This window comes from Kitasatospora sp. NPDC089913 (assembly GCF_044748625.1).
GTDB lineage: Bacteria > Actinomycetota > Actinomycetes > Streptomycetales > Streptomycetaceae > Kitasatospora.
Map to the genome: position 1 here is coordinate 1 of NZ_JBIVGI010000032.1, position 13,085 is coordinate 13,085.

The following is a 13,085-nucleotide window of genomic DNA, read 5'->3' on the forward strand; positions in this document are numbered from 1 at the left end:
GTCCGAGGCCGGGGATGTCAACATATCTGGCGTTGACTTTTGGCACGCTGTTGAGTTCTCAAGGAACGGACACTTCCTTCGGGCGGCTTTCACACCGACCCTCCGGGCGCTTCGTTCTTTCGTGTTCCCAGCTTATCAGATGTTTTCCGTGCCGTTCCCGGCGCTTCCTACACCCAACTCGCTGGTGTCTTCTGCGGCTTGACGCCCCGTCCGACGTTTCAAACTCTAGCCGATCCCCGCTCCGAAAAGCGAATCCGGCCGCAATCATCAAAAATGAGCACAACAAAACAAACCCTCGCCGCGAAAGCCAAAAGGCATGGCGCAGCTCAGTCGGTTCTGGAAGTGGTGTTTCGAGGATTGGCCGCCCCGGGACCGTCCGCGCTGCTGCGTGTCCGGTGCTCCCTGTCGAGCGACTAGAGAACACTACGCCGGTTCGCGGCCGAAGGCAAACGCCCGGCAAACTCCCGGGACAACGCGCAGGCCGGCCCGCACGGGTGCGGGCCGGCCTGCGGAGCTGGTCGGACTCGGGGCGGAGGCGGGCGGGGAGCCCGGCCGGATCAGTCGTTGGTCGGGAAGCCCAGGTTGATGCCACCGTGCGAGGGGTCCAGCCAGCGCTGGGTGACCGCCTTGCCGCGGGTGAAGAACTGGACGCCGTCCTGGCCGTAGGCGTGGGCGTCGCCGAACAGCGAGGCCTTCCAGCCGCCGAAGGAGTAGTAGGCGACCGGGACCGGGATCGGCACGTTGATGCCGACCATGCCGACCTCGACCTCGTACTGGAAGCGCCGGGCCGCGCCGCCGTCGTTGGTGAAGATGGCAGTGCCGTTGCCGTACGGGTTCGCGTTGATGAGGGCCAGGCCCTCCTCGTAGGAGGCGACCCGGACCACGGACAGGACCGGGCCGAAGATCTCGTCGTTGTAGACGGACATGCCGGGCTTGACGTGGTCGAACAGGGTGGGGCCGAGCCAGAAGCCGTCCGCGGTCGGCGAACCGTTGCGGTCCTCGGCGGTGATCTCGTGCTTGCGGCCGTCGACGGCCAGCTCGGCGCCGTCGGCGAGGCCGGACTCCACGTAGGAGGTGACCTTGTCCCGGTGCTGGCCGGTGACCAGCGGGCCCATCTCGGACTCGCCGTTGCAGCCGGGGCCCACGGTGAGGGTGGCGACCCGCTGCTTGATCTTCTCGACCAGCTCGTCGCCGATCGGGTCGACCGCGACCAGGACGGAGACCGCCATGCAGCGCTCGCCGGCCGCGCCGAAGCCGGCGTTGACGGCGGCGTCGGCGCTCAGGTCGAGGTCGGCGTCCGGCAGGACCAGCATGTGGTTCTTGGCGCCGCCGAGGGCCTGGACGCGCTTGCCGTAGCGGGTGCCGGTCTCGTAGACGTAGCGGGCGATCGGGGTGGAGCCCACGAAGCTGACCGACTTGATGTCGGGGTGCTCCAGCAGCCGGTCGACCGCGACCTTGTCACCGTGCACGACGTTGAAGACGCCGTCCGGCAGGCCGGCCTCCTTCCACAGCTCGGCCAGGAAGTTCGCGGCGGACGGGTCCTTCTCGGACGGCTTGAGCACCACGGTGTTGCCGGCGGCGACGGCGATCGGGAAGAACCACATCGGCACCATGGCCGGGAAGTTGAACGGCGAGATGATCGCGACCGGGCCGAGCGGCTGGCGGATCGAGTAGACATCGATGCCGGTGGACGCCTGCTCGGTGAAGCCGCCCTTGAGCAGCTGCGGGATGCCGCAGGCGTACTCGACGACCTCGAGACCGCGGGCGATCTCGCCGAGCGCGTCCGAGTGCACCTTGCCGTGCTCGGCGACGATGATCGACGCCAGCTCGTCCTTGCGGGCGTTGAGCAGCTCGCGGAAGGCGAAGAGCACCGTGGTGCGCTTGGCGATCGAGGCGGTGCGCCACTCGGTGAAGGCCGAGGCGGCGGCGGCCACCGCCTGGTCGACGTCCGCGACGTCCGCGAAGTCGACGTGACCCGTGACCTGGCCGGTGGCCGGGTCGAAGATGTCACCGCGACGGGGCGCGGCACCGGCGGTGGCGACCGGGCGGCCGCCGATCCAGTGGGTGATGTGCTTGCTCAAGGTCCGTCTGCCTCCGAAGTCCGGGCGGCCTTGCGCCACCGGTCCCTTGTGTGACGCCGCCCGCACGGGACGGGGCGGCGAGGTCACGGGGCTACCGCGCTCACTCGTCCAGTCTGCTGCGCGGTCGACGCCGCCTCAACGAACAGGCTGACGGGGATTGCGGATTCAGCCTTACAGGTCGTACTGCCGACCCGGTCCGAGGCCCTCGCCCGCCTGGTCCTCCCGGGCTTCCACGTCCTCCAGGTACGGGTCGTGCAGGCCGTCCGCGGCCTCCTGGGTCTCCAGCAGGTCCAGCCTGAGGTCCTGGGCCCAGGCCAGCGCCCATCGCTTCAGCGCGTCGACCTCCCCGGCGGGCAGGCCTCGGGCCCGGAACCGCCCGTCGGCGGCCTCGGCCAGGGTCTCCAGCCGTTCGGCGAGCGCGGTGGGCTGGAACTCGGCGTCCAGCGCGGTGGCCAGCGCGAGCAGTTCGCCTTCCCGGTAGCAGGCGGTGAGGGCGTGCACGTCGATCAGGTCCCGGGGCAGGGCCCGGTCGACCAGCAGCGCGGTGGTGAGGGCGGCGGCGTCCTCCAGCGCGACCGTAGCCACGACGGGCGGAGTGCCGGGACCGGAGCCTCCGGGACCGGCACCGTCGGGATCGGGGCTCGCGGGGCCGGGGCTCCCGGGGCCGGGGCCGCCGAGGTCGAGCTGGACCGGGCGGTGGCCCAGCGGTTCCTTGCGCAGTTCCACGGTGTGCGCCCGCCCGCCCAGGGTCAGCCGGACGGAGAGCTGTTCCAGCCGGGGCGTGCCCGGACGCTGGGCCACCACGCCGCCCGCCGTCCGGTAGGCGTGCGCCAGCTCGGCGGCGGCCCGGGGCAGGTCGGCGGTCCCGTCGGCGACCAGGGTGATCCCGTCCTGGTCGCAGGCCGCGACGCCGTGGGCGCGCAGGGCGTGCCCACCGGCGAGGGCGAGGCCGTGGCGCTCGCACACGGGCCTGGCCAGGTCGACGAGGCGCAGCTGGGCCGCGCCCGGGTGGAGGGCGGGGTCGACGGCGTCCGGGGCTGTGGTCACCCCTCCAGTCTGGCGCGCCGTCCCCTCCGGCGCGCCCGGCTCGGGGGCCCTAGGCCGGCCGGGCCGGTCCGGTCACCAGTCTCCGAGCCCGGCCGCCGCCTCGTGCAGGGCGAGTTCCAGGAGCACGGGGTCGTTGAGCCGTCCGGACCCGTCGGGTGGGACGAGCCAGCGCACGCCCCGGCCCCGCCGCTCGGGGTGGGGGACGACGATCCAGGTGCCCTCCCCGGCGCACCGCACGCCGGTGCCGATCCAGCGGGCGGCGGTGCCGGCGGGCACCAGGAAGCCGATGTGCTCCTCGCCGAAGTCGGCCAGGACCGGTCCGCAGGAGCCGGTGCCGAGGAGTTCGACGACCGGGCGGCCGAGCCTGCCGGGTACCGAGAGGACGTCCCAGTACCGCCCGGCCGGGAGCAGGACCAGGCCGAGGCCGGAGCGTTCCCACTGGGCCCGGAAGGCCTGCGGGTCCGGCGCGGCCTGGGCCAGCCAGTCGAGTGCCGTGGTCTCCATGTGCTGTCCCCGCTCTGCGCGTCGGTGTGTTCTATGGCGCGGCGGGGCATGCGGAGACCCGCCGTCACCTTCGAGAGGCGAACGGCGGGTCTCTCTTACACGGGTCCGGCACACGAGTCCGGCACACGGGTCCGGCACACGGGTCCGGCACACGAGTCCGACACAAGGGTCCGGCACAAGGCCGCGGCCCGCGGCTCCGGCCAGGATCCGCACCGGACCGGACCCGCGTCCAGGTCAGCTGTCGAAGCCGAGCCCCAGCTTGTCGAGGGTGCGCAGCCACAGGTTGCGCTCCCCGCCGGTGCGGTCGGCGCGCTCCAGCGAGCGGGTGGTGATCCCGATGCCGGCCCAGCGGACCGGCTCGGGCGGGAAGGGCAGCGGCTTGCGCCGCACCATCTCCAGTTCGGTGCGCTCGGTGCGCTCGCCGGAGAGCAGGTCGAGCATGACCTCGGCGCCGAACCGGGTGGCACCGACGCCGAGGCCGGTGTAGCCGGCGGCGTAGGCGACCCGGCCCCGGTAGGCGGTGTCGAAGAACGCGGAGAACCTGCTGCAGGTGTCGATCGCGCCGCCCCACGCGTTGGTGAAGCGGACGCCCTCCAGCTGCGGGAAGCAGGTGAAGAAGTTCCGGGCGAGGGTGCGGAAGGTCTCCGGCCGCTGGTCGTACTCGTGCCGGACGTGCCCGCCGAAGTGGTAGACGGCGTCGTACCCGCCCCAGAGGATCCGGTTGTCCGCGGAGAGCCGGAAGTAGTGGAACTTGTTGGCGCTGTCGCTGAGGCCCTGCCGGCCCTTCCAGCCGATCGCGGCCAGCTGCTCGTCGGTGAGCGGCTCGGTCATCAGCGCGTAGTCGTACACCGGGACGATGAACGGACGGACGCGCTTGACCAGGGAGGGGAAGGCGTTGGTGCCGAGCGCGACCTTGCCGGCGAAGATCCGGCCGTAGGGGGTGCGGACGGCCATGCCGGCGCCGTGCTCGCGCAGGGCTTCGGCCGGGGTGTGCTCGAAGATCCGCACGCCCAGGCCGAGGCAGGCCTGCTTGAGGCCCCAGGCGAGCTTGGCGGGGTGGACCATGGCCACGCCCTCCTTGTCCCAGATCCCGCCGAGGAAGGTCGGCGAGTCGACCTGGGCGCGCAGCTCGTCGCGGTCGAGCACGGTGACGTCGAGGCCGTACTGGGCGACGGCCTCGGCGACCTCGTGCAGCTCGTCGAGCTGGTGCGGCTGGGTGGCGATGTCGATCTCGCCGGTGCGCTCCCACTCGGCGTCGATGCCGTAGCGGGTGAGGGTGGCCTCGATGCCGTCGAGGTTGTCGGCGCCGAGGCGCTCCAGCCGGCCGAGCTCGGCGGGCCAGCGCTGCAGGCCGTTGCCGAAGCCGTGGGTCAGGCTGGCCGCGCAGAATCCGCCGTTGCGCCCGGACGCGGCCCAGCCCACTTCCTGCCCCTCGACCAGGACGACGTCCAGGGAGGGGTCGCGCTCCTTGGCGACGAGGGCGGTCCAGAGGCCGGAGTAGCCGCCGCCGACGACCAGGAGGTCGCAGTGGGCGTCGCCGACCAGGGCGGGCTGCGCCGTCGGCCGTCCCGGGTCCTCGAGCCAGAAGGGGGTGGGCCTGGCGTCACTGAGCGCGCGGGCGGAGTCCATGCATTATCAGCCACTTTCTGCACATCGATGGTGATGATCGGCCGCCGTCCCGACGGTACGCCGGGACGGCGGCCGGGGTGGTCAGGCGGTCGCCTTCCGGCGGTTCCCGAGCCACTGTCCGCCCACGGTGAGACCGACGGCGGCGATGAACATCGCGGTGCCGATGACGTTCACCTGCACCGGGATGCCGCGCTGCGAGGCGCCCCAGACGAACATCGGGAAGGTGACCGTGGTCGGGCCCGAGTTGAACTGGGTGATGATGAAGTCGTCGAAGGAGAGCGCGAAGCTGAGCAGCGCGCCGGCCGCGATGCCCGGGGCGGCGAGGGGCAGGGTGACCCGCAGGAAGGTCTGCACCGGGGTGGCGTAGAGGTCCTGGGCGGCCTGTTCGAGCCGCGGGTCCATGCTCATCACGCGTGCCTTGACCGCCGTCACCACGAAGCTCAGGCAGAACATGATGTGCGCGATGAGGATGGTGGTGAAGCCGAACGGGATGCGCATGTTGAGGAAGAGCGTGCCGAGCGAGGCGGCCATCACCACCTCGGGCATCGCCATCGGCAGGAAGATCATCGCGGTGGTGGCGGAGCGGCCGCGGAAGCGGTAGCGGGCCAGCGCGAAGGCGACCATGGTGCCGAGCACGGTGGCGCCGACGGTGGCGAGCACCGCCACCTGGAGGCTCAGCGAGAGCGACTGGCACATGTCGGCGACGCCGCAGGGGTCGGTCCAGGCGTCGGTGGAGAACTCGTTCCACTCGTAGTTGAACTTGCCGACCGGCTTGTTGAACGAGAAGGCGAGGACCACCAGGTTGGGCAGCACCAGGTAGGCGAGGGCCAGCAGGCCCGCCAGCACCACCAGGTGCGCCCGGATCCATGTGAAGAGTCGGGACATCAGACCAGTTCCTCCGTCCCGGCCTTGCGCATGTAGACCGTCACCATGCCCAGGATCAGGGCCATCAGGATGAAGCTGAGCGCGGCGGCCGTGGGGTAGTCGAGCACGTTCAGGAACTGCTTCTGGATGCCGTTGCCGACCATCTGCTCGCTCGGCGAGCCCAGCAGCTGGGCGTTGATGTAGTCGCCGGAGGCCGGGATGAAGGTGAGCAGGGTGCCCGCGACCACACCGGGGAGCGAGATCGGGAAGGTGACCTTGCGGAAGGTGGTGAACGGGCGGGCGTAGAGGTCCCCGGCGGCCTCGTGCAGGCGCGGGTCGATCCGCTCCAGCGAGGTGTACAGCGGCAGGATCATGAACGGCAGGAAGTTGTAGGTGAGGCCGCAGACCACGGCGAGCGGGGTGGCCAGCACGCGGTCGCCGGAGGTGAGGCCGATCGCGCTCGTGACGTCCAGGACGTGCAGGGTGTTGAGCACCCCGACCACGGGGCCGCCGTCCGAGAGGATCGTCTTCCAGGCCAGCGTGCGGATCAGGAAGCTGGTGAAGAACGGCGCGATGACCAGGATCAGCAGCACGCTGCGCCAGCGCTTGCTCGCCTTGAAGGCGATCGTGTAGGCGAGCGGGTAGCCGATGGCGAGGCAGAGCAGGGTGGCCGTGGCGGCGTAGCCGAACGAGCGGACGAAGTGCCACTTGTACTCGGCCAGGGCGTCCCAGTACGTGGCGAGGTGCCAGGTGACGCGGAAGCCGTCCTCGAGCGAGCCGGTCTGCAGCGAGGTGGAGCCCTGGTAGAGCATCGGCACCGCGAAGAAGACGACCAGCCAGGCGACGCCGGGCAGCAGCAGCCAGTAAGGCGTGAGCTTGCGCCGGGGCTTCGGTGCGGAGCCGGTGGCCGGGCCGCTGTCGGGGGGTATCGCCTGTGGCGGGGCGGCTTCGGTGGTGGTGGTCATGCCGCCGCCTCCCCGGTGCCCGCGTCGATCGCCTGCGCGGCGTCGAGGGCGAAGGAGTGGGCCGGGTTCCAGTGCAGGACGACCGGGGCACCGGGGACGACCCGGGCGTCGCGCTCCATGTTCTGCTCGAAGACGGTGACCTCCTGGCCGCCGTCGGTGCGCACCAGGTACTGGGTGGAGACACCGATGAAGCTGGAGTCGACGACGGTGCCGGCCAGCCGGTTGCGGCCCTCGGCGACCTCGGCGGAGCCGTGCTCGATGGTGATCTTCTCCGGGCGGACGCCGAGGTGGACCCGCTTGGCCTCGGTGGCGCAGCGGGCCCGGGGCACGGTGAGCCGGGCGCCGCCGGCGGTGAGCAGCAGGTCCTCGCCGGCGCCGCCGGTGACGTCGGCGGGCAGCAGGTTGGACTGGCCGAGGAAGTTGGCCACGAAGGTGGTGGCGGGGTTCTCGTAGAGGTCGGCGGGCGCGCCGAGCTGCTCGACCCGGCCGCCGTTCATCACCGCGATGGTGTCGGCCATGGTCATGGCCTCCTCCTGGTCGTGGGTGACGTGCACGAAGGTGATGCCGACCTCGGTCTGGATCCGCTTGAGCTCCAGCTGCATCTGGCGGCGGAGCTTGAGGTCGAGGGCGCCGAGCGGCTCGTCGAGGAGCAGCACCTGGGGGTGGTTGATGAGCGCGCGGGCGACGGCGACGCGCTGCTGCTGGCCGCCGGAGAGCTGGTGCGGCTTGCGCCGGGCGTACTGGCCGAGCTCGACGAGTTCGAGCATGTCCTCGACCTGCTTCTTGACGTCCTTGCGGCCGCGCCGGCGCAGACCGAAGGCGACGTTCTCGAATATGTCGAGGTGCGGGAAGAGCGCGTAGCTCTGGAAGACGGTGTTCACCGGCCGCTTGTACGGGGGCAGGGCGGTGACGTCCTGGCCGCCGATCAGGACGGTGCCGCTGGTCGGCTCCTCCAGGCCGGCGATCATCCGCAGGGTGGTGGTCTTGCCGCAGCCGGACGCGCCGAGCAGGGCGAAGAAGGAGCCCTGGGGGACGGTCAGGTCCAGCGGGTGCACGGCGGTGAAGGAGCCGTAGGTCTTGCCGATGCCGGTGAGCCGGACGTCGCCGCCGACGGCCGCGGGGCTCTGCTGCTCTGTCATGGATGGTGTCTCTCTGGGTTCGCTGCCGTCAGTGGGGGTCAGGCGCCGATGAGCTTGGAGAACTTCTCCTCGAAGTCGCTCTCCTCGGTCTCGGTGAGGGTCCGGAAGACGTGCGCCCTGGCCGCCATCTCGGGAGTGGGGACGACCAGCGGGTTGGCCGCGCTGTCGGGGGCGATCGCGGCCAGCTCCTCCTTCATCCCGGTGACGGCGGAGACGTAGCCGATGCCTGCGGTCAGCTGCGCCGCGATCTTCGGCCGGTAGTAGAAGTCGATCAGCTTCTCGGCGTTCGTCTTGTGCTGGGCCCTGGCCGGCACCAGCAGGTTGTCGGTGCTGGTCACGAAGCCCTTCTCGGGGACGACGAACTCGATGTCAGGGTTGTCGGCCCGCAGCTGGATCAGGTCGCCGCCCCAGGCGACGCAGGCGGCGATGTCCCCGGAGGAGAGCTCCTGGCCGTAGTCGTTGCCGGTGAAGCGGCGGATCTGCTTGTTGTCGACCGCCTTCTGCAGCCGGGCGACCGCGGCGGCGTAGTCGTCGGCGGTGAAGTTCGCCGGGTCCTTGCCCATGTCGAGGAGGGTGATGCCGATGCTGTCGCGCATCTCGGAGAGGAAGGTCACCCGGCCCTTGAGGTCGGGGTCCTCCAGCAGCTGGGCGACGCTGCTGACCTCCTTCCCCTTGGTGGCCTTGCGGTTGTAGGCGATGACGACCTGGATGCCGGCCCACGGGTAGCTGTACAGGCGGCCCGGGTCCCAGTCGGGGGCCCGGAAGCGGGACTCGACGTTGGTGATGGCGGTGGTGACGTTGGCCGGGTCGAGCTTCTGCGCCCAGCCGAGGCGGATCATCCGGGCGGCCATCCAGTCGGTCAGCACCATCAGGTCGCGGCCGGTGTCCTGGCCCGCGGCGAGCTGCGGCTTGACCTTGCCGAAGAACTCGACGTTGTCGTTGACGTCCTCGGTGTACTTGACCTTGATGCCGGTGGCGGCGGTGAAGGCCTCCAGGGTGCCGTGCTTCTCCTTGTCGTTCTCGTCGGTGTCGACGTAGAGCGGCCAGTTGGAGAAGTTCACCTCCTTCTCGCTGTCCGAGAGGTCCTTGGCGGCGTTCGCGGTGGAGTCGCCCGTGCCGCCGGTGTTCCCGGCGGGCGGGATGCCGCAGGCCGCGAGGCCGGCCGCACCGGCGGTCAGGGCGGCGGCGCGCAGCACCGCGCGGCGGCCGAGAGCGGCCCGGCCACTGCTCAGACTGCGTTCCCAGGCCTTGCGGACCGGTTCCGACAGTCCGTCGGTGAGCTCGTTGAACGCCATGGGACGGGCCTCCTGGGGGCGAAGAGGGGTGTGGGGGGCACCCCGGTCCGGGTTATCTGTCTCCGAAGACGGTGCGGTGCCAGTCCTTGCGGGCGACCGCGGTGGTGTCGAACATGACGTGCTTGACCTGGGTGTACTCGTCCAGCGAGTACTGCGACATGTCCTTGCCGTAGCCGGAGGACTTGTAGCCGCCGTGCGGCATCTCGCTGATGATCGGGATGTGGTCGTTGACCCAGACGCAGCCGGCCGCCAGCTCGCGGGTGGCCCGCAGCGAGCGGTGGACGTTGCCCGTCCAGGCTGAGGCGGCCAGGCCGTAGGGGGTGTCGTTGGCCAGCCGCAGTCCCTCGTCGTCGCTGTCGAAGGGCAGGACCACCAGCACCGGGCCGAAGATCTCGCCCTGGACGACCTCGCTGTCCTGGGCGGCGCCGGTGATCAGGGTGGGGCGGTAGTAGGCGCCGCGGGTGAGGTCGGTGCCGTCGTGGCCCGTCGCGGGGGCCGCGCCTCCGGTGACCACCGTCGCGTAGCCGCGGGCGCGCTCGACGAAGCCGGCCACCCGGTCGCGGTGGGTGAAGGAGACCAGCGGGCCGAGGTCGGTGCGCGGGTCCAGCGGGTCGCCCAGCCGGATCCCCTCGTACAGCTCGGCCACGCCGGCCACGAAGGCGTCGTAGAGCGGGCGCTGGACGTAGGCGCGGGTGGCGGCGGTGCAGTCCTGGCCGCTGTTGATCAGGGAGGCGGCGACGGCGCCGTGCACGGCGGCGTCGAGGTCGGCGTCGTCGAAGACCACGAACGGGGCCTTGCCGCCGAGCTCCAGGTGGGTGCGCTTGACGGTCGCGGTGGCGAGTTCGGCGACCCGCCTGCCGACCGGGGTCGAGCCGGTGAAGGAGACCATCGCGACGTCCGGGTGCGACACCAGGTGCTCGCCCGCGACCCGGCCCGCGCCGGTGACCACGTTGACCACGCCGTCCGGGATGCCGGCCAGGGTGCAGGCCCGGGCGAACATCAGCGAGGTCAGCGGGGTCAGCTCGGCGGGCTTGAGGACGATGGTGTTGCCGGCCGCGATCGCCGGGAGGACCTTCCAGGCGGCCATCTGGAGCGGGTAGTTCCAGGGCGAGATCGAACCGACCACGCCGATCGCCTCGCGCCGCACGTAGGAGGTGTGGTCGCCGGAGTACTCGCCGGCCGCCTTGCCCTCGAGGTTGCGGGCGGCCCCGGCGAAGAAGGCCGCGTTGTCGATGGTGCCGGGGACGTCGAACTCGGTGGAGAGCTTGATCGGCTTGCCGGTTTGCGCGGTCTCCACCCGGGCGAGGTCGGCCGCCGCGTCGGTGAGCACGGCGGCCAGCCGGGTGAGCGCCTCGGAACGGGCACCGGGGGTGGCACCGGCCCACTCCGGCAACGCGGCCCGGGCGGCGGCCACGGCCTCGTCGACCTGTCCGGTGGAGGCCAGGGAGATCTCCTGGACGACGCTGCCGTCGGCGGGGTTGACGACCTGGAAGGCGTCACCGCTCCCCCGGCTCTGCCGGCCCGCGATGTACTGCGCGCCCGCGCCGAAGTCGGTCAGGTCCATCTGGTTCCTCCAGGTTCCGGTGGTGCGACCGTCCGGACGACGGCCCCGGGCCGTCCCGCCCGCGCCGCCGTGGGGGGCGGGCGAGGGGGCGGACGGGGCGTGGCCGGCAGGCCGGTCGTCGCACTCGTGGCGCCGGGTTCCGGCCACAGGGCCGGATCCGTCACGGTCGACCCGCTGACCATGCCTGCTGGCGCCGGGGCGTGACAAGGACCACTGCGACAACCTCGACGGAAAGCGCCTTACAAGGTGCAAGGCTTCGGGCAGGGCAACAGGTCGTCGCCACGATGGATGATTTCCCTGACACTCTGAACCATGGAGGCCCGCGATGCTCCCCACCGTCGCCCGTGTGCTCGACCTGGAGGTGATGCGCCGCGGCCTCCCCCAGGTGGTGGCCGGAGCCGACCACCTGGAACGCCCGGTCCGCTGGGTCCACGTCAGCGAGCTGCCCGACGTCGCCGGCATGCTGCAGGGCGGGGAGCTGGTGCTGAGCACCGGCATCGCCCTGCCCGAGGACCGCGAGGGCCTGGCCCGGTACGTGCGCGAGCTCGCCGACATCGGTGTGGCCGGACTGGTCATCGAGTACGGCCGGCGCTACTTCGACAGCCTGCCGCGCGCCCTGGTGCACGCCGCCGAGCAGCGCGGACTGCCGCTGATCGCGCTCCGCCGCGAACTGCGCTTCGTCTCGGTCACCGAGGCCGTGCACGCCCTGGTGGTCAACGCCCAGCTGGAGCAGCTGCGCACCTCCGAGGCGATCCACCAGGTGTTCAACGAGCTGGTCGTGGAGGGCGCCGAACCGGCCGAGGTGGTCCGCCAGGTGTCCCGGATAGCGGGAGCGCCGGTCGTCCTGGAGAACCTCGCCCACCAGGTGCTGACCCACGAGTCCGCCGGCCGGCCCGAGGCCGAGCTGCTGGAGGACTGGGAGCGCCGCTCGCGCGGGGTCCGCCCGCCCGGGCGCACCGGGTACGACCCGCGCAGCGGCTGGCTGGTCACCGCGGTGGGCGCCCGCGGCCAGGACTGGGGGCGGCTGGTGCTGATGCAGGAGCCCGGTCCGCGGCCGGAGGGCGGCCCGCACCCGTTCACCATGCTGCTGGAGCGCGGCGCCTCCGCGCTGGCCCTCAACCGGCTGGTGGTCCGCGACCGGGAGAGCCTGGAGCGGCAGACCCACCGCACCCTGCTCTCCGGGATCCTCACCCATGCGCTGACGGTCTCCGAGGTGGCCCTGCGCGCCCAGGCGCTCGGTGTCCCGCTGGAGGGCCGGCGACTGGTCGGCGCGGTGCTCCGGCAGCGGCGCGGACCGATCCCGGCCGCGCTGGAGGCCCAGGCCAGGCTGCGCGACTTCACCGAGCTCGCGGCGAGCGCCGTCCGCGCCTGCCGGCTGTCCGCCCTGGTCGGGGCCCTGGACGACGAGGGTGTCGGCGTGCTGATCACGCTCGGCCCACAGCAGGACGAACACGCCGCGCTGGACGCCTTCGCCGCGGCGCTGCGCCGGCTGGCCGCCGAGGCGGCCCGGGACGCCGCCGCGCCGGAGCCGGTGGTCGCGGTCGGTTCCTCGGTCGGCTCGGTCCGCGACGCCCGGCGCACCCTGCTGGAGGCCACCCAGGTCGCCGACGCGGCGCTGCACGACGCGCCCGGCGGCCGGGCCGCGTCCTACTACCGGCTGCCCGACGTGCGGCTGCGCGGACTGCTGCACCTGCTGCGGGACGACGCCCGGCTGCAGACCTACGTCGAACGGGAGCTGGGGCCGCTGCTCGCCTTCGACGCCGAGCACAACGGCCAGCTGGTGCAGATGCTGCGGATCTACCTGGAGCAGGGCCGGAACAAGTCCGCGGCGGCGGACGCCGCGCACCTGTCCCGGCCGTCCTTCTACGACCGGCTGCACAAGGTCGAACGGATCCTCGGGGTCGACCTCGACCAGGTCGAGTCCTGCCTCTCGCTGCACGTCGCCCTGCTCGCACTGGACGCCGTCCGCCGCTGAGCCCGCTCCCCGCCCCGCCCCC

The 13,085-nt window shown here is 71.8% G+C and carries 10 protein-coding genes; 1 reads left to right on the forward strand and 9 read right to left on the reverse strand.

Annotation, left to right across the window (positions count from 1 at the left end; translation table 11 throughout):
• Positions 1-557 precede the first annotated feature (557 nt).
• From ACIPYS_RS33850 to ACIPYS_RS33890, 9 genes are all read right to left on the reverse strand, one after another.
• Positions 558-2,081, reverse strand: coding sequence for a CoA-acylating methylmalonate-semialdehyde dehydrogenase (locus ACIPYS_RS33850; RefSeq protein ID WP_093860354.1), 1,524 nt, complete (start codon positions 2,079-2,081; stop codon positions 558-560).
• A gap of 171 nt (positions 2,082-2,252) precedes the next feature.
• On the reverse strand, positions 2,253-3,128 hold the full coding sequence (locus tag ACIPYS_RS33855) for a nucleotidyl transferase AbiEii/AbiGii toxin family protein (protein WP_400753485.1): 876 nt from the start codon (positions 3,126-3,128) through the stop codon (positions 2,253-2,255).
• 72 nt (positions 3,129-3,200) lie between these two features.
• Positions 3,201-3,632 (reverse strand): bifunctional DNA primase/polymerase, encoded by a 432-nt coding sequence (locus ACIPYS_RS33860; RefSeq protein WP_093860356.1) that lies wholly within the window; start codon positions 3,630-3,632, stop codon positions 3,201-3,203.
• A gap of 234 nt (positions 3,633-3,866) precedes the next feature.
• Positions 3,867-5,261: an FAD-binding oxidoreductase gene (locus ACIPYS_RS33865; RefSeq protein WP_093860357.1), complete on the reverse strand. Its 1,395-nt coding sequence runs from the start codon at positions 5,259-5,261 to the stop codon at positions 3,867-3,869.
• Positions 5,262-5,342: 81 nt separating this feature from the next.
• The gene (locus ACIPYS_RS33870) at positions 5,343-6,146 is read right to left on the reverse strand and encodes an ABC transporter permease (RefSeq protein ID WP_093860358.1); all 804 of its coding nucleotides are present in this window, start codon (positions 6,144-6,146) and stop codon (positions 5,343-5,345) included.
• Positions 6,146-7,090: an ABC transporter permease gene (locus ACIPYS_RS33875; RefSeq protein WP_093860359.1), complete on the reverse strand. Its 945-nt coding sequence runs from the start codon at positions 7,088-7,090 to the stop codon at positions 6,146-6,148. The genes ACIPYS_RS33870 and ACIPYS_RS33875 overlap by 1 nt, the downstream gene beginning before the upstream one ends.
• Positions 7,087-8,229 (reverse strand): ABC transporter ATP-binding protein, encoded by a 1,143-nt coding sequence (locus tag ACIPYS_RS33880; protein WP_093860360.1) that lies wholly within the window; start codon positions 8,227-8,229, stop codon positions 7,087-7,089. Before ACIPYS_RS33880 ends, ACIPYS_RS33875 begins: the two co-directional genes overlap by 4 nt.
• A gap of 38 nt (positions 8,230-8,267) precedes the next feature.
• Positions 8,268-9,524, reverse strand: coding sequence for a spermidine/putrescine ABC transporter substrate-binding protein (locus tag ACIPYS_RS33885; protein WP_093860361.1), 1,257 nt, complete (start codon positions 9,522-9,524; stop codon positions 8,268-8,270).
• Between the two features lie 52 nt (positions 9,525-9,576).
• On the reverse strand, positions 9,577-11,088 hold the full coding sequence (locus ACIPYS_RS33890) for a gamma-aminobutyraldehyde dehydrogenase (protein ID WP_400753492.1): 1,512 nt from the start codon (positions 11,086-11,088) through the stop codon (positions 9,577-9,579).
• Positions 11,089-11,413: 325 nt separating this feature from the next.
• Here ACIPYS_RS33890 and ACIPYS_RS33895 point away from each other — a divergent pair, with 325 nt between their 5' ends.
• Positions 11,414-13,063, forward strand: a complete 1,650-nt coding sequence (locus tag ACIPYS_RS33895) for a PucR family transcriptional regulator (protein ID WP_093860362.1) — start codon at positions 11,414-11,416, stop codon at positions 13,061-13,063.
• Positions 13,064-13,085 lie beyond the last annotated feature (22 nt).